The 16,333-nt window shown below is 62.6% G+C and carries 14 protein-coding genes; 10 read left to right on the plus strand and 4 right to left on the minus strand.

What is annotated here, in order from left to right; translation table 11 throughout:
* Window positions 1-70: 70 nt before the first annotated feature.
* The 8 genes from TK49_RS22465 to TK49_RS22500 all read left to right on the plus strand — a co-directional run bounded on the left by TK49_RS22465 (window position 71) and on the right by TK49_RS22500 (window position 8,947).
* Window positions 71-1,372 (plus strand): TolC family protein, encoded by a 1,302-nt coding sequence (locus tag TK49_RS22465; protein ID WP_045220180.1) that lies wholly within the window; start codon window positions 71-73, stop codon window positions 1,370-1,372.
* Complete coding sequence (locus TK49_RS22470) at window positions 1,369-2,904, plus strand: efflux RND transporter periplasmic adaptor subunit (protein WP_045220182.1); 1,536 nt, start codon at window positions 1,369-1,371, stop codon at window positions 2,902-2,904. The genes TK49_RS22465 and TK49_RS22470 overlap by 4 nt, the downstream gene beginning before the upstream one ends.
* A complete protein-coding gene (locus tag TK49_RS22475; protein WP_045220184.1) occupies window positions 2,901-6,071 on the plus strand; it encodes an efflux RND transporter permease subunit in 3,171 nt (1,056 codons plus the stop codon). The genes TK49_RS22470 and TK49_RS22475 overlap by 4 nt, the downstream gene beginning before the upstream one ends.
* Window positions 6,068-6,406 (plus strand): copper-binding protein, encoded by a 339-nt coding sequence (locus TK49_RS22480; protein ID WP_045220186.1) that lies wholly within the window; start codon window positions 6,068-6,070, stop codon window positions 6,404-6,406. The genes TK49_RS22475 and TK49_RS22480 overlap by 4 nt, the downstream gene beginning before the upstream one ends.
* A gap of 382 nt (window positions 6,407-6,788) precedes the next feature.
* Window positions 6,789-7,169, plus strand: coding sequence for a hypothetical protein (locus TK49_RS22485; protein ID WP_157773972.1), 381 nt, complete (start codon window positions 6,789-6,791; stop codon window positions 7,167-7,169).
* 119 nt (window positions 7,170-7,288) lie between these two features.
* Window positions 7,289-7,795, plus strand: a complete 507-nt coding sequence (locus tag TK49_RS23800) for a CzcE family metal-binding protein (protein ID WP_052698571.1) — start codon at window positions 7,289-7,291, stop codon at window positions 7,793-7,795.
* Window positions 7,796-7,926: 131 nt separating this feature from the next.
* Window positions 7,927-8,154 (plus strand): hypothetical protein, encoded by a 228-nt coding sequence (locus tag TK49_RS22495; RefSeq protein WP_045220190.1) that lies wholly within the window; start codon window positions 7,927-7,929, stop codon window positions 8,152-8,154.
* Window positions 8,155-8,608: 454 nt separating this feature from the next.
* On the plus strand, window positions 8,609-8,947 hold the full coding sequence (locus TK49_RS22500) for a copper-binding protein (protein ID WP_024979360.1): 339 nt from the start codon (window positions 8,609-8,611) through the stop codon (window positions 8,945-8,947).
* Between the two features lie 173 nt (window positions 8,948-9,120).
* Here TK49_RS22500 and TK49_RS22505 read toward each other — a convergent pair whose 3' ends face one another.
* The 4 genes from TK49_RS22505 to TK49_RS22520 form a co-directional block, all read right to left on the minus strand.
* Window positions 9,121-9,720: a YdcF family protein gene (locus TK49_RS22505; protein ID WP_037032491.1), complete on the minus strand. Its 600-nt coding sequence runs from the start codon at window positions 9,718-9,720 to the stop codon at window positions 9,121-9,123.
* Between the two features lie 109 nt (window positions 9,721-9,829).
* On the minus strand, window positions 9,830-10,678 hold the full coding sequence (locus tag TK49_RS22510) for an undecaprenyl-diphosphate phosphatase (protein WP_024979358.1): 849 nt from the start codon (window positions 10,676-10,678) through the stop codon (window positions 9,830-9,832).
* A 63-nt stretch (window positions 10,679-10,741) separates the two neighbouring features.
* On the minus strand, window positions 10,742-11,254 hold the full coding sequence (lspA, locus tag TK49_RS22515) for a signal peptidase II (RefSeq protein WP_064809139.1): 513 nt from the start codon (window positions 11,252-11,254) through the stop codon (window positions 10,742-10,744).
* Window positions 11,255-11,323: 69 nt separating this feature from the next.
* The gene (locus TK49_RS22520) at window positions 11,324-13,726 is read right to left on the minus strand and encodes a heavy metal translocating P-type ATPase (RefSeq protein ID WP_024979356.1); all 2,403 of its coding nucleotides are present in this window, start codon (window positions 13,724-13,726) and stop codon (window positions 11,324-11,326) included.
* Window positions 13,727-13,811: 85 nt separating this feature from the next.
* Between TK49_RS22520 and cadR the strand changes: the two genes are divergently transcribed.
* Window positions 13,812-14,246: a Cd(II)/Pb(II)-responsive transcriptional regulator gene (gene cadR, locus TK49_RS22525; RefSeq protein WP_024979355.1), complete on the plus strand. Its 435-nt coding sequence runs from the start codon at window positions 13,812-13,814 to the stop codon at window positions 14,244-14,246.
* 146 nt (window positions 14,247-14,392) lie between these two features.
* Window positions 14,393-16,321, plus strand: coding sequence for a cytochrome c/FTR1 family iron permease (locus TK49_RS22530; RefSeq protein WP_024979354.1), 1,929 nt, complete (start codon window positions 14,393-14,395; stop codon window positions 16,319-16,321).
* Window positions 16,322-16,333: the final 12 nt, after the last annotated feature.

The following is a 16,333-nucleotide window of genomic DNA, read 5'->3' on the forward strand; positions in this document are numbered from 1 at the left end:
CCTTCAGATCGACGTCATCCGGTGCTGCCCTCTCTAGACTGGGGTAGCTGTCGTCGTTCATGGAGGCTTTATGCTTTTTCCACGTCGCCTGACGCTGGCGTTGCTTTGCGCGCCTGCCTTCGGCATCGCGATGTCGCATGCCGCGACCTCGCAATCTGTTCCTCCGCTTTCTGTTGAGGAAACCGTTGCGCTTGCCACCGTGCATGCCGGCGACGCCGAATCCTCGCGCGGCACCATCGACGCCGCGACCCAAATGGCGGTCGCCGCCGGCCAGTTGCCGGACCCCGTACTCAAGCTCGGCATCAACAACGTGCCGGTCAATGGCCCGGACCAGTTCTCGGTCAGCCGGGATTTCATGACCATGCGCTCCATCAGCGTGATGCAGGAATTCACGCGTGCGGACAAGCGCCGCGCCAAGGCGGCACGCTTCGAAGCGGAAGCCGACGCTGCCGAAGCGCAGCGCGAGGTCAGCATGGCCAATGTGCAGCGCAACGCTGTCGGCGCATGGCTGGACCGCTGGTATGCCGAGCAGACGGGGACCTTGCTGGGCCACCATGGACACCCACTGGAACTTGCGTTGCAGGCGGCGACCGCCGCGTATCGCAGCGGACGGGGCACGCGCGCCGACGTGCTGGCGATGGAGCTGGAAATCCAGAAGCTTCACGATCGCCTGGACGAAAACCGCGCTGCCGTGGCGACCAGCACCGTCGCGCTCGAGCGCTGGGTTGGCCCGGCTGCGAGCCGCCCGCTATCCGGGCGCCCGCGCCTCGATATTCCTCAGCCGGTCGAGCAACTGGCGCGCGGCGAGTTGGACGCGGTGCCCGAGATTACCGCCGCGCAGCGCGAGGTGGGTCTGGCAGAGAGCGAGATCCGGGCCGCTGCGCAAGCAAAGAAGCCGGATGTCACGGTCGAGCTGATGTATAGCCAGCGCGGCTCCGCATTCTCGAACATGGGCTCCGTGAACGTCAGCTTTCCGCTGCCTTGGGACCAGGGCAGCCGGCAGGACCGCGAAGTCGCGGCCAAGCTGGCGCAGGCCCAGGCTGCACGTGCCAAGTCCGAAATCCTCCGGCGCGATACCCAGGCCATGATCGGCGCCAAGCTCGCCGAACTGCAGCGCAATCTCGAGCGGCTCAAGCGCTATGACGAGAAGACCCTGCCGCTGGCCAGCATGCAGGCGGAAGCGGCCCTGACCGCCTACCGGGCCAATACCGGATCGCTGCTGGCCGTGGCCGAGGCCGATCACCGCGCCATCGATACGGAATTGGAGCGGCTCGCGCTGGAAGCCAAGACGGCCAAGCTGTGGGCGGACCTGACTTTCCTGGTTCCGCTGCCCACCGCGCAGACCGAGTCCGCCATCAAGGAACGCAAATGAAAAAACAGGTCATTGCAGCGGCCGTGGGACTCGTTCTTGCCGGGACCGCCATCTATGGCGCCTACCGCGTCGGCGTCACGCAGGGTGCCAGGTCGGCACCATCGTCGATGCCGGCCAGCCCGGCATCCGGTCTCAAGGCCGGCGACGTCGATCCCAAGACCGGCAAGAAGGTGCTGTACTGGCACGACCCCATGGTGCCCGGGCAGCGTTTCGACAAGCCGGGCAAATCCCCCTTCATGGACATGCAACTGGTGCCCGTCTACGCAGAGGGGGATGGCGGTGCCAACGGCATCACGGTCGATAGCCGTGTCGCGCAAAACCTGGGCATCCGCACGGCCGAAGTCAAAGTCGGCCGGTTGAGCGCGGTGCTGGAGGCGCCCGGCAATATCGCCATCGACGAGCGCAGCGTGCAAGTGATCCAGGCGCGCACGAACGCTTTCGTGCAGCACGTCGCGGTCCGGGCGACCCTCGACCCCGTGCGGCGGGGGCAAGCGCTGGTGACGCTGTATTCGCCGGACTGGGTGGCGGCCCAAGAAGAGTATCTGGCTGTGTTGCGCCAGTCGGCACACGGTCAGGTCGATCTCGCCGGTGCGGCCAAAGCGCGCATGCTGCAAGCCGGCATGACGTCGGGTCAGGTCAGCGCGGTCGAGGCATCCGGACGGCTGCAGCCCAGTGTAGGCATCACAAGCCCCATCGACGGCATCGTGACCGAGGTCGCGGTGCGAGACGGGATGACGGTCTCCTCTGGCATGACGCTGTTCCGCCTGGCCGACTTGAGCCAGGTCTGGGTGGTTGCCGAGGTGCCGGAAGGCCAGGCTCGCACCATCTCGCCCGGCTTGGCGGTCAAGGTGCTGCCGACCGGGGCAGCCGAGCCGCTGGTCGGCAAGGTCGACACCGTGTTACCCGACGTCAACCCGGCGACGCGGACCATCAAGGTGCGCATCGTCCTGCCCAACAAGGGCCGGCACCTGTTGCCGGGCATGTTCGCCACGGTCCGCTTCGACAGCGGCGAGCAGCAGGACGTGCTGACCCTCCCGCTGGAGGCCGTCATCCGTACCGGTCAGCGCAGCATTGTCATGGTCGATGGTGGCCAGGCGGGCTTTGTGGCCACCGAGATCAAGACCGGGCGTGAGGCCGGCGGCATGGTCGAAATCCTGGCGGGCCTCAAGGCTGGCCAGAGGGTGGTCACCTCCGGCCAATTCCTGATCGATTCGGAAGCCAGCCTGCGTGGCACCACCGAGCGCATGGCGGCCCCGGCTGCGGCCTCCGCACCCGCAGCGGCCACCACCGAACACGAAGGCGTCGGCCGGATCGAGGCCGTCACGGGTGAGGGCCTGACGATCTCGCACGGGCCGATTCCCTCGATCCAGTGGGGTGCCATGACGATGGACTTCGCGGCGCCACCAACAGGTCTGCCGAAAGGCTTCAAGCCGGGCGACCGGGTGCGGTTCCGCTTCCACCTGGACAAGGACGGCATGGCGGTCCTGTCCTCGGTCGCGCCCGCCAGCGCGGATCAGGGGAGCAAGCCATGATTGCCCGGCTGATTCTGGCGTCCATCCGCAACCGCTTCCTGATCCTGCTGGCGACGCTGATGCTGACCGCGTGGGGATTGTGGGCCGTGCGCAGCACGCCCCTCGATGCGCTGCCCGACCTGTCGGACGTGCAGGTCATCATCCGCACACCGTTTCCCGGCCAGGCGCCGCAGATTGTCGAGAACCAGGTCACCTATCCACTCACCACCACGATGCTGTCGGTGCCGGGTGCCAAGACGGTGCGCGGCTACTCGTTCTTTGGGGACTCCTTCGTCTATGTGCTGTTCGAGGATGGCACGGACCTGTATTGGGCACGCTCGCGCGTGCTGGAATACCTGAACCAGGTGCAATCCCGCCTGCCTGCCGCCGCCAAGCCCGCGCTGGGCCCGGATGCCACCGGCGTGGGCTGGATCTACGAGTACGCACTGGTGGACAAGACCGGCCAACACGATCTCAGCCAATTGCGCGCGCTGCAGGACTGGTTCCTGCGCTTCGAGCTCAAGTCGCTGCCCAATGTGGCCGAGGTGGCTTCGCTCGGCGGGATGGTCAAGCAGTTCCAGGTCGTCCTCATGCCGGATCGGTTACGCGCCTACAACCTGTCCCAAGCCAAAGTACTGGCGGCGCTCAAGGCGGCCAACCAGGAGACCGGTGGTTCGGTGCTGGAACTGGGCGAGGCAGAGTACATGGTCCGTGCCAGTGGCTACCTGAAGACGCTCGACGACTTCCGGCAGATTCCGCTGGTGACCAGCGATGCCGGCATTCCTGTGCGACTAGGCGACGTCGCCACGCTCCAACTCGGCCCAGAGATGCGACGTGGCATTGCCGATCTCGACGGTCAGGGTGAAGTCGCCGGCGGCGTCATCGTGATGCGCTCCGGCAAGAACGCGCTGGAGACGATCGAGGCGGTCAAGGCCAAGCTGACCACGCTGCAGAAGAGCTTGCCGGCCGGCGTCGAGATCGTGCCGACCTACGATCGCTCCGAGTTGATCAACCGCGCGGTAGAAAACCTGACGCACAAGCTGATCGAGGAATTCATCGTCGTCGCACTGGTGTGCCTGGTGTTCCTGTTTCACTTGCGCTCGGCGCTGGTGGCGATCGTGTCGCTGCCGCTGGGCGTGCTGGCCGCCTTCCTGGTGATGCGCTACCAGGGCGTCAATGCCAACATCATGTCGCTGGGTGGCATCGCCATCGCCGTCGGTGCGATGGTCGACGCGGCTGTGGTCATGATCGAGAACGCGCACAAGCATCTGGAACACTGGCATGCGGACAATCCCGGCCTGAATCTGACCGGGCACGAGCGCTGGAGCGTGATCGGCGAATCCGCGGCAGAAGTCGGTCCGGCGCTGTTCTTCTCACTGCTGATCATCACGCTGTCGTTCATCCCGGTGTTCACGCTGGAGGCGCAGGAAGGCCGGCTGTTCTCGCCGCTGGCCTTCACCAAGACCTATTCGATGGCGGCGGCGGCCGGGCTGTCGGTCACGCTAGTGCCGGTGCTGATGGGTTACATGATCCGCGGACGGATTCCCACTGAGCAGTCCAACCCGCTCAGCCGATGGCTGATCCGCCTGTACCAGCCGATGCTGGCCAAGGTGCTCGCTTATCCCAAAGCCACCCTAGCGATCGCCGCCGTCCTGCTGATCGCAACCGCTTGGCCGGTGATGCGGATCGGCGGCGAGTTCATGCCGCCGCTGGATGAAGGCGATCTGCTGTACATGCCATCGGCGCTGCCGGGGTTGTCGGCAGGCAAGGCGGCTCAACTCCTGCAGCAGACCGACCGTCTCATCAAGACCGTCCCTGAGGTCGCCAGCGTGTTCGGCAAGGCAGGCCGCGCCGACACCGCCACCGATCCGGCCCCCATCGAGATGTTCGAAACCACCATCCAGTTCAAGCCGCGTGACCAGTGGCGGCCCGGCATGACGACCGACAAGCTGGTCGAGGAGTTGGACCGCGTGGTCAAGGTACCGGGCCTGTCCAACATCTGGGTGCCGCCGATCCGCAACCGCATCGACATGCTCGCCACCGGCATCAAGAGCCCGGTTGGCATCAAGGTGGCAGGCACGGACCTGAAGGAAATCGACCGGCTGACCACGCAGATCGAGGCGGCGGTTAAGACCGTCCCAGGTGTCACGTCAGCGCTGGCCGAACGCCTGTCCGGCGGGCGCTACGTCGATGTCGACATCGACCGAATGGCCGCTGGGCGGTATGGCCTCAATATCGAAGACGTGCAGAGCATCGTGTCGTCTGCCGTGGGTGGAGACAACGTGGGGGAAGTGGTCGATGGCCTGGCCCGCTTCCCGATCAACGTGCGTTACCCGCGGGACTACCGCGACTCGGTCGAGCAACTGCGCAGCTTGCCGATCGTCACCGACCGCGGCCAGCAGATCACGCTGTCTGACGTCGCTCGTATCCAGGTGGTGCAAGGGCCGCCGATGCTGCGCAGCGAGAACGCGCGCCTCTCCGGCTGGGTGTATGTGGACATCCGGGGGCGCGACTTACGCTCGGCGGTGCAGGACATGCAGGCGGCAGTGACCAAGGCGGTGCCGATGCCGGCAGGCTACGCGCTGAGCTGGTCCGGTCAGTTCGAGTACCTGGAGCGGGCCAGCGCCAAGCTCAAGGTCGTCGTGCCGTTCACCTTGCTGATCATCTTCGTGCTGCTGTATCTCGTGTTCGGCCGCATAGACGAGGCGCTGCTCATCATGGGCACGCTGCCGCTGGCGCTGATCGGCGGCTTTTGGTTGCTGTACGGGCTGGGCTACAACTTGTCGGTGGCCGGGATCGTCGGCTTCATTGCGCTGGCCGGCGTAGCGGCCGAGTTCGGTGTGATCATGTTGCTCTACCTCAAGCAGGCATGGTCGGAACGGCAGGAGGCCGGCCAGAACACCACAGCAGCACTACTGGAAGCGATTCAAGAAGGCGCTGTCCTGCGCGTGCGCCCGAAGGCCATGACGGTCGCCGTCATCCTGGCCGGCCTGATTCCGATCATGTGGGCGCATGGCACCGGGTCCGAGATCATGCAGCGCATTGCCGCCCCGATGGTCGGTGGCATGGTCACTGCGCCGTTGCTATCCCTGTTCGTTGTCCCAGCCGTGTATCTGCTGATCCGCCGTCGGCAGACGGAATCGTCACCGCTTTCCACCCAACCCTCACATCAAGAGGAATCAACATGAAACACAGCAAGACCTTCGCAATCGTGCTTGCGCTCGCTGCCGCACCGGCAGCGTTTGCGGCCGGCACCATGGATGGAATGGACATGAAGCCGTCGACCGAATCGAAGCAGGCACCCAGCCCGGTTGCTGCGGAGATAGAGAAGATCGATATGCAGGCGGGCAAAGTCACCCTCAAGCACGCTGCGATTGAGAATCTCGGCATGCCGGCCATGACTATGGAGTTTCCGGTGAAGAACCGCGCTGCGTTGAGAAACCTTAAGAAAGGCGAGTCGGTTTCGGTGATGTTTGACAAGGTTGGCGGCAAACCGACCGTGGTGGATATTCAGCGTAAGTAAAAACCGGGAGGCACTCCCGTTCATGAACGGGAGTGCCTCCCGAGCGCAGTGGCTCGGACACGTGCAGACATGCGAGGGTTGAGCCACTGACTTGAGATGGCAGTTGTCTGCCTGCGCTAGAGGTCCTCGGCCGTTTGGACGGCCGGGAACAATGAGCTGCAGGATTTCGGATATTTGCGACGCAACCCTTGACCTTCCCACGAATGGAAGGTTTATCTTGAAATCATCGCTTCGTTTACCAAACCGGAATCCCCGTCGTGAGAACTCAGGCCATGGACATGCTCCCCACACCGGCTGGCTTTGCTAGGCGGTGGCATGCGTGCGTCCGGTTTGACATCCACGGCCGCAACCTCGATCCAAGTTTGCAAATGGGGGCGCTCCGATGAAAGCCGGAAGCCGGATCCTCCGCCGATTGGCCGGCTGTGTCGTCCTGGCCAGCTTGTTCTTCACCCGTCTGGCGGTAGCAGGGTATGTGTGCCCGATGGAATCGGTGTACGGCCCCGCTCACCAGAATCTGGTGTCGCGCGATGGCTGCCTGGATGCCGGCGGCGACCAGTTGGCGCTGTGCGCCGACTCGTTTGGCGACGGGCGCCTCTGGGCCGACAACAAAGGCCATCCGCCTGTTGGCGATGGGCCACCGGTACAGGAAGCCCGCTATCCCCGCCCGGAGATATCGGGACGCAGTGATTCGTTGCGTCCTCTGTCGCTCTACACGGTGGCATCTGCGCCGATCTATCTTCAGACGGCCAGACTACGACTCTGATTGACCCCGAATGGCGGCAGTTGCTTGCTGCCAATTGCAGAAACTTCGCGCACGCCTTGCTGCTAACAAAGCACGCCATGTGGTGCTGCGCCTCTGACAGTCAACATTCGGGATCAATCATGAAAGCTATCCAAGTTCTTTCCACTATTACCTTCGCCGCACTCAGTGCATCCGCCTTTGCAGGCCCAAACTGGGACGCCATCAACAGCGCCCGCAAGGCCGCTCAACAACAAAGGGTTGCGAGTGCGGGCGACGCGTCCGATCAGGCGATGCGAGACCACTGCGCCATGATGGGGCAGATGTCTGCAACGGGAGACAAGATGCACGAGCAAATGATGCATCAGTCGGACGGCCAACTGAGCAATGCGAACGCTGCGCTGTTCGGCGAGCGGGCGGCAACGTCCGCCAACTCTCGCACGGTTGCCGTCGTCCCGGGGATGAAAGCCGTTCCCGTCCACGCTGGCGAAACGGTGCGCTTCGACTTCGGCTCAAGCTCAGCGACGTGGACCTTTGCCGCGCGGCCGGGCAACTCCGCGGTCGAATTGAGCACGCTCTTTCCGGAGATTCCTGCCGCCAAGGGCGTCTGGGCCTATCCCAATGGCACCAGCCTATACGCCGGCCACTAAATCAACTCATGGTGAGCTAACGGAATCCCAGGGGCCGGCGCATTTCGCGCCGCATCACTGGATATGAGAAGCACGGGATCCTGAGCGATGGCGACACAGCCCACTCAGATCCGCACGATTGGAGAAAAATCATGCAAACGATCAAGAAAATCATTCTCGCCAGCACGGTACTGGTGTCTCTTGGCGCAACCTCCGGTGTGGTGATGGCCGCGCAGAAGGTAGACCCCTACCACGATGGTGCGCACATCGCAGACAAGCGTGATATCTACACCGACGGCGCACGCTCGGTGAACGATCCGCGCGACCCGTACACCGATGGCCGCAACGCGCTGACAGGTCGGAACACATCAGCGGCCTGACGCTGTCCCGCCAACTGCATGATGAAGAAGCAAGGGATGCTGAGGCGTTCCTGGCTTTCAGTCGACCGTCGATGCAAATCGCAATGCGTGTGACTCACTGTGAATAGAGCCCCCGTCTTCGATCTTCCGCTCAATGTCATTGTGACCATCTTGGTCGCCGTGGCGCTGACATTTTGTGCGATCTGTTTATTCGCTTGGTACCTGCGCCGACGATATGGCACCGGTCATCCGCGTGGACAAGCCCGCGCGCGCACGCGTTCTCGCAAGACCGCGAGCCGCCGCCGCAAGTAAGTCACCGCCCTGCGGCCCCCATTGGGTAAAGCCTGGGCCGCTTCGAAGCATCCAGTCGCATAAATCGCGGCATGCGCTCGAGTCAGGAGTGCGGCGACCCGGACATCCATCGGCCAGACACAACATCTGTTTCCCAACCACCCTCTCATGACGAAGTCTCACGATGAAATACGTTTCCGCTCTTACATTCGCCCTGATGCTGGCATCCGCCCCCGCAGCCTTTGCCGCCACGCCGATGGAAGGTATGGATATGAAGCCGGCAGCGCAGTCTCAGCAAGCACCCAAGCCCGTTTCAGCAGAAGTCCGCAAGGTCTACCCCGACACCGGCAAGGTCACGCTCAAGCATGGCGCCATCGACAACCTCGGCATGGGCGCCATGACGATGACGTTTTCCGTCAAGGACAAGGCGTCGCTGAAGAATTTCAGGGAGGGCCAAGCTGTGTGGGCGGTCTTTGATACGGTCGATGGTCAGCCGACCGTCGTCGATTTGCGGAGCAAGTAAGCCGTCGGCGGCGTACGGGCCAACGGTCGTGCGCCACCCGGCTGAGCGGGATCAGTCGGGTGGGCTGCTCACGAAAGCGCCTTGTCGTGGCATCCACAGGGAAAGCAATGGCCCGTCGCAGCAACGTGGCTGTCCCTGAGTCATGCGTGGCGTACCTGGATGTATTTGGGTTTTCAGGACGGCTTTTTAAAGACAAGGTAGTCGAGATAAAGCCAAATTTCGCGCCACAGAAAGTTCGCTCGAGTGGTCAAGGATTCGAAACGGCTAGAGGACGTAGGCCCAGGCAGGGCCTGGAGTCCAAGATCGTTAGCCATTGCCGTTGCTCTTCGCAAATGTAGCGGATCGCTGACCAACAGAACCGTGCGAATCCCAAGTGGGTCTAATAATTTCTTTGCATTGACAAGGTTTTGCCAAGTCGTACGCGAGGTGGTCTCCGCCAAGATCGCGTCAGGTGGAACACCGTGCTTGATCGCATACTCGCGGCCGACCTCGCCTTCGCTGGGATAACCTGCCCCCGGTGTCCCGCCGGTGAAAACCAGGTATTTCACCTGCTTGTTCTGGTAGCGTGCAATCGCCTCGTTAATCCGCTCCCGATAAACGGGAGACGGCCTATTCCCCCATGCTGCAGCGCCAAGAACAACAGCCGCATCCACGGGAGCATTAAACGACTGCTCTCCGTAACTGACAATCTGCCATGCCACTGTGAGGAATCCAATGGCGATCAAGAGGGCCAGCATCGCTGGCCCGATGACAATGGCGCGTCGAAGTAACATGGAGCGTCGATTCACATCACTCAACCGGCTGACCTCGCTATAGCGAAAGGCCGAATATCGAAGCCTTCTGAAAAAGCTCCAATTCGGCAGAAGCACATGACAAACGTGGTTAGCCAATCCACAGTACCAACAGCGAAGCCAACAAGCAGTAACAGCCGAAGAAATGCCATCGGCCTTGCTCCAGCCAGCGTGACAGCCACCGCAGCGCAACCAAACCTGCCAAGAAGCTCAGCGCCATGCCGATCATGCTTGGCCCCATGAGGTGCAAGAGTCCATCCGAGTGCATTGCTGTGGTGGTAGCTGCGTATTCTTTGTAGAGTCGATACGCTTCTTTGGCGATCACTGCTGGGGTTAATACTACGGCCAACGCAAAGCTAAACTCTTCGGCACGCCGCCGCGTCACACCTAAGGCAAGCCCGGTCGAGATAGTGGCTCCCGAACGAGAGAAACCGCGAAATGGAAGACACAGCCCCTGCACGGCGCCAATCCATGCCGATTGGCGCAGGGTGAGGTTATCGATCCCCCGATCCTGGAGACGGGAAGACACAATGATCAACAGGCCGGCTGCAGCCAAGGCAGCGGCTATCAGACGCGAGTTGCCAAACAGATGTTCGATCTCGAAATTCGATGAATCAGCTACCACTACGTGCTTAATGAATTGCAGCAGCGCCACCCCCACGATACCGGTTGCGAGCGTTGCAACCAGTATGCACAGGGCGTTAGTGCGAAATGCCTGCCCTGAACTGAAATAGGTGGTGCGCCACGATTTCCAGAAATAGGCAATGACCGCGAACATCGTGCCGGTATGCAGCATGACCAGCAAAAGCGTCATTTGAGGCGCCGTTGGATCCAGCCCCATCAGCTTCTCGGCCGCAATGACATGGGCCGAGCTAGATACCGGCAGGAGTTCGGCTGCCCCTTGAATGACGGCAAGGACAAGAATCTGTAGCAAGTTCATCTGTGTGGCTTAGCGGTAATCTAAAATTGAAGCACGGGTGTAAAGGGTAGTACTTGGTATCGTTCAACTTGACTCGGCGCCCGACCGGGCGCACCGACTTTGCGTCCTGGTGGCCCCCAAGAGACAGATCACGCCAAGTGAAATCGCTACATCAGCCAAGTTGAACGCGGGCCAGTGCCACGCTCGCCAATAGAAGTCCAGATAATCGACGACCTGCCCACGCCCCATCCGGTCCGCTGCATTGCCGAGAGCGCCCGCGAGAATCAGCGCATAGGACACAGATTCCAATCGAGGCAACTTGCGGCGGAGCATCCAGATCAACCACGCAGATGCGGCGAAGGCGAGTGCGATCAAGAAATATCGTTGCCAACCGCCGGCCCCGGCCAGAAAGCTGAACGCCGCGCCAGGATTGCGCACATGCACGAGATTGAAGAACGGTGCGATCTCCAAACGCGTGCCGAGCGGTATGAAGACTGCCACGCCGAGCTTGACGGCTTGATCGAACAGCGCGATCAGCCCCGCCAGCAACAGCCAGCGCGGCCACTCGTCTGTTCGTGATGAATGAAGCATGACCATGGCGCAATCAAAGAGGTCCTTCCAGAAGCTTTTGCGGTGTCACGGTTGTCGCTGGTTGGAACTTCCCAGTCATTTGCGCAGCAACCTCAGCCCATTGCCGACCACCAGCAGGCTGGCGCCCATGTCGGCAAACACCGCCATCCACATGGTGGCCTGGCCGGTAAAGGTCAGCACCAGGAATACGGCTTTGATGCCGAGCGCCAGCGCAATGTTCTGCTTCAGAACACCCGCCGTAGACCGGGACAGCCGCACAAAGGCCGGGAGCTTGCGCAGATCGTCGTCCATCAGCGCGACGTCGGCCGTTTCGATCGCCGTGTCCGTCCCGGCGGCCCCCATCGCGAAACCGATATCGGCCCGGGCCAATGCAGGCGCGTCGTTGATGCCATCGCCGACCATGCCGATGGTCCCCTGTGCGGATAGCTGCTCGATTTCGCGCTGCTTGTCTTCCGGCAGCAGGTTGCCCCGAGCTTCGTCGATACCGACCTGCTGAGCGATCGCCTCTGCGGTATGCGGGTTGTCTCCGCTCAACATCAGGGTTTTGATGCCCAGCGCATGCAAGTCCTTGATCGCTTGGCGACTGCTGTCCTTGACGGTGTCGGCCACACCGAACAGCGCGCGTACGCCGTCCGGACCGATCAGCATCACGACCGTTTTGCCCTGAGTTTCAAGCGCGGCAAGGTTGGCTTCCAGCGCCGGCGAGCACACCGCGAGTTCCTCGACCAGGCGATGGTTGCCCAGGTGATAGAGCGCACCGTCGATATAACCCCGTACGCCACGCCCGGGCAAGGCCGCAAAGTCGGTAACGTCGCGCAGGGCTCGACCTTGGTCCCGCGCCGCGCGGGCCACCGCCTGGGAGACTGGGTGGTCGGAGCGAACCGCCAGACTGGCGGCGAGCCTCTCGGCGGCCGAAGTGTCCGCACCGCTCCAAGCCACGACGTCGGTCTGCGCCGGCTTGCCATGTGTGATGGTGCCGGTCTTGTCCAGCGCCAACCATTTCAGCTTGCGGCCTTCCTCGAGATAGGCCCCGCCCTTGATGAGGATGCCGCGCCGCGCGGCGGCGGCCAGACCGCTGACAATGCTCACCGGCGTCGAGATCACGAGGGCACAGGGGCAGGCGATCACCAGCAGCACCAAGGCCTTGTAGATCCAATCCAACCAGGAGGCACCGAATAGGAGCGGCGGGAAAATCGCCACCAGCAGCGCGACCGCAAACACGATGGGCGTGTACAACCGGGCGAACTGGTCAACGAAACGCTGCGTAGGTGCACGACTGCCTTGAGCGGCCTCCACAGCGTGGATGATGCGCGCCAGCGTGGAGTCGCTTGCCGCCGCGGTGACACGGTACTCGAACGACCCGGACTCATTGATGGTGCCGGCGAACACCGGGTCGCCTTCAGCCTTCTCGACCGGCAGGCTCTCGCCCGTGATCGGCGCTTGATTGACGGAGGAGCGCCCCTGCAGGACCGAGCCATCGAGCGCGATACGCTCGCCCGGCTTGACCCGCACCCGGCTGCCAACCGCAACGGTCTTGGCATCAACGTCGGACCAACTCCCATCGCTACGCTGAACCGTGGCGGTCTCGGGCGCGAGATCCATCAGACCACGAATCGCGTTGCGAGCGCGGTCAAGCGAGCGGGCTTCGATGACTTCCGCCAGCGCGAACAAGACCATCACCATCGCCGCTTCTGGCCAGTGGCCGATCACCATCGCGCCCGTGACCGCAATCGACATGAGGGCATTCATGTTCAGGTTGCGGTTCTTGAGTGCGATCCAGCCTTTCTTGTAAGTGGACAGCCCGCCGGTCAGGATCGCGGCCAGCGCCAGGATCACCACCACCCAGTGATTGCCGCCGTTGAGCCAGTAGACCACTTCTGCCAGCACGGCGTTCGCACCGGCAATGGCAAGCAGCCACCATTTGGTGGGCGCAGCATCCTGGACGTGAGCGGGTGCGGCAGCAGAGGTGTCACGGACCTCGGCATCGAAACCGAGCGATTGAATGGCAGCCAGCACTTGCGGTAGCGCGTCCGCAGCGTGCTGAACGGCGAGTGTGCGCTGTACGAGATTGAACTGCATGCCTGACACGCCGGGCATACCCGTCAGCTTGCCGCGAATCAGCGTTTCTTCTGTCGGGCAGTCCATCTGACGAATGGTCAGGACCGTGCTCTGCCCGGCGGGGCTTTCATCCGCGCGAACCGCCCGCATGCCGATAGCTGAGAGCGCCTGGTCGATCGGCGCCGGGGATGGCAGCCGGTGCTGGACGGCCAGCGAACGCTGCATCAGGTTGAACTCAAGGTTGACCACGCCCGGCAGCGCCGCCAGCTTATTGCGAATGAGCGCTTCTTCCGTCGGGCAGTCCATGTTGTCGATCCGGTAGCGAGATCGTTTCAGGTCGACAGCCGCCGTATCGCCGTCCGCCGGCGTCACCATGTTGGCGGCAGCACAACCGCATCCCTTGGAGCCGCAATCACTCACAGCATCTCCTTGTCGCTTGAAATGGATCGGACTCAAGTACACACTCTATAGTTACTATAGAGTCAAGATCTCCCTGTCCGACATCATGAGCATTCAGATTGGCGAGCTAGCCAAGCGCACAGCCTGCTCGGTTCAAACCATCCGGTATTACGAGCGCGAGGGCCTCTTGCTCCCGCCGGACCGCAGCTCGGGCAACTTCCGGCTGTATGGCGAGCGGCACATCGAGCAACTGCAGTTCATCCTCCACTGCCGGTCGCTGGACATGCCGCTGAACGACGTGCGGACGCTCCTGCGCTACCGCGAGCGACCAGACGAGGATTGCGGCGCGGTGAACACCCTCCTAGACAAGCACATCGAGGAAGTCGAGCGGCGTATCGACGCGCTGACGGTTCTAAAGCGCCACTTGTGCGTTCTGCGTGAAACCTGTTCCGATGGGCGAGCCGCTGAAGCCTGTGGAATCCTGCAGGGGTTGTCCGACGGCGGCTGCGCATGCGCTGGAGACGTCACGCACCCGCACTGACACGGGGGGGTGTGGCGAGGTGGGTTCGCAGCATGACCGCACCTCGGCCGCTTGTTTTTCGGTCAGCGCGATATCCGCGTCGCGAAACATGAATTACAATCATTCTCATTTAAAGCCATTTCTCCCGCTTCGCCGGTAGGCTCTTCATGCAACTGCAGCGCGTCGTCTCCCTCATCCTGTTTTACCTGCTGACATCGGTCTCAAGCGCGTACGCCGACACGCTGTCCACCCAAGACAAGACCAAGCAAGTCTGGCAGTTGCTCGACTATCTGGCGGTCGATTATGGTCGCTCCGTCAAGGACGGCCAGGTGGCCAATGCCGACGAGTACGCCGAAATGCAGGAGTTTGCGCATGCGGCGGAACGTCAGATTGCCGAGTTGCCGGCGGGGCCGCAGACGCAAGCCTTGCTCAAGGATGCAGGGGCATTGCGCACGCTCATCGCCGACAAAGCCGCACCCACCGTCGTCGGTGAACAGGCACATAAGCTCGCGGACAGCTTGCTGGCCGCCTATCCGGTGCCGATGGCGCCCAGCAAGGTGCCGGACCTCAAGCACGGGGCCACGCTGTATCAAAGCCAGTGCGCGTCCTGCCACGGCAGCTCCGGACACGCAGATGGCCCGCTGGCCGCCAAACTAAGCCCGCCGCCCATTGCCCTGGCCGACCATCAGCGGGCCCAGGAGCGCAGCGTCTTCGCGCTCCAGCAGATCATCACGCGCGGTGTTGAGGGCACCTCCATGCCCAGTTTCGCGCAGCTCACTGACGACGATCGCTGGGCGCTGGCTTATTTCGCGTCGACCTTGTCGTATTCCGATGCGGATCGGCAAGCCGGCGCCAAACTGTGGGCGTCCCGCCCGGAGCTGCATAGCGCAGTGCCCACACTCGCCAAGCTCAGCCAGACACCCGAGGCGTCGCTCGCCAAGACAGTCAGCCCGGATGCGGCACGGCAATTGACGGCGTATTTGAGAAGCGCGCCGGACGTGCTGAGCGCCTCCAATACAGACAGTCTCGCGATCGCCAAGGACAAACTGAAAGAAAGCGTGGCCGCCTTCGGCCAGGGCGATAAGGCAACTGCCTCACGCCTAGCGCTTTCCGCCTACCTCGATGGCTTCGAGCCGGTTGAACCCGCCTTGGCCGCCAAGAACCAGGCACTGTTCCAGGACATCGAAAAAACGATGGGCCTGTATCGCAACGCGATCACTACCGGTCAGGCCGAGCAGGTACGGGACATCGCGCAGCATCTGCAGACGATGCTGACTGAAGCCCAGGATGCACTGGGTGGCACTAACGATCCGCTCTCTACGTTCCTGGGCGCCTTGACGATCCTTCTGCGTGAAGGCCTGGAAGCGCTGCTCGTCGTGGTCGCCATGATGGCCTTCCTGAAGAAGGCCGAACGCACCGACGTGCTGCCGTACGTCCATGCGGGCTGGATTGTTGCGCTGGCCGCCGGTGGGCTGACCTGGGCCGTCGCTACCTACCTGGTGGACCTGAGCGGTGCCAGCCGCGAGATGACCGAAGGCTTCTCGGCAATCTTTGCGGCCGTGGTCCTGCTCGGCGTGGGCATGTGGATGCACCAGAAGAGCCTGGCCGGCCGCTGGCAGGCCTACGTGAAGCAGAAGCTGTCCTCCGCGCTGAACAAGCGCTCGGCGATCATGCTGTTCGTGCTGTCGTTCGTGACGGTGTATCGCGAGGTGTTTGAGACCGTGCTGTTCTACGCCGCGCTGTGGAGCGAAGGGAACGGCATCTACCTGCTGGCCGGCTTGGGTTCGGGGATTGCGATCCTGGCGGTCATCGCCGTCGTTCTGCTGCGCTCCTCCGCGCGCCTGCCGATCCGCCAATTCTTTGCCTTCAGTTCGGCCTTGGTTGCTGTCCTGGCGGTGGTGCTGATCGGAAAAGGGGTCGCTGCACTGCAGAAAGTCGGCTTCCTGCACATCACGCCGATTTCGATGCCACGCATCGACATGCTCGGCATTTATCCCTCCGTGCAGACGGTAATCGCACAAGTGGCGATCTTGTTCATTATTGCGCTCAGCATCGCGTATAACCTACGATCGCAGAAGGCATCGAGCAAAGCGTAGTCCCCACCTGTA

The sequence above is a fragment of the Ralstonia mannitolilytica genome (genome assembly GCF_000954135.1).
GTDB classification, from domain to species: Bacteria; Pseudomonadota; Gammaproteobacteria; order Burkholderiales; family Burkholderiaceae; genus Ralstonia; species Ralstonia mannitolilytica.

Excerpts from the sequence above, each read along its gene's own strand:
- TK49_RS22530 (WP_024979354.1), top strand. The coding sequence starts at position 14,393 with ATGCAACTGCAGCGCGTCGTCTCCCTCATCCTGTTTTACCTGCTGACA.
- lspA (WP_064809139.1), bottom strand. The coding sequence starts at position 11,254 with ATGGTCATGCTTCATTCATCACGAACAGACGAGTGGCCGCGCTGGCTG.
- TK49_RS22510 (WP_024979358.1), bottom strand. The coding sequence starts at position 10,678 with ATGAACTTGCTACAGATTCTTGTCCTTGCCGTCATTCAAGGGGCAGCC.
- TK49_RS22495 (WP_045220190.1), top strand. The coding sequence starts at position 7,927 with ATGCAAACGATCAAGAAAATCATTCTCGCCAGCACGGTACTGGTGTCT.
- TK49_RS22480 (WP_045220186.1), top strand. The coding sequence starts at position 6,068 with ATGAAACACAGCAAGACCTTCGCAATCGTGCTTGCGCTCGCTGCCGCA.
- TK49_RS22485 (WP_157773972.1), top strand. The coding sequence starts at position 6,789 with ATGAAAGCCGGAAGCCGGATCCTCCGCCGATTGGCCGGCTGTGTCGTC.
- TK49_RS23800 (WP_052698571.1), top strand. The coding sequence starts at position 7,289 with ATGAAAGCTATCCAAGTTCTTTCCACTATTACCTTCGCCGCACTCAGT.
- cadR (WP_024979355.1), top strand. The coding sequence starts at position 13,812 with ATGAGCATTCAGATTGGCGAGCTAGCCAAGCGCACAGCCTGCTCGGTT.
- TK49_RS22475 (WP_045220184.1), top strand. The coding sequence starts at position 2,901 with ATGATTGCCCGGCTGATTCTGGCGTCCATCCGCAACCGCTTCCTGATC.
- TK49_RS22465 (WP_045220180.1), top strand. The coding sequence starts at position 71 with ATGCTTTTTCCACGTCGCCTGACGCTGGCGTTGCTTTGCGCGCCTGCC.
- TK49_RS22500 (WP_024979360.1), top strand. The coding sequence starts at position 8,609 with ATGAAATACGTTTCCGCTCTTACATTCGCCCTGATGCTGGCATCCGCC.
- TK49_RS22505 (WP_037032491.1), bottom strand. The coding sequence starts at position 9,720 with ATGTTACTTCGACGCGCCATTGTCATCGGGCCAGCGATGCTGGCCCTC.
- TK49_RS22470 (WP_045220182.1), top strand. The coding sequence starts at position 1,369 with ATGAAAAAACAGGTCATTGCAGCGGCCGTGGGACTCGTTCTTGCCGGG.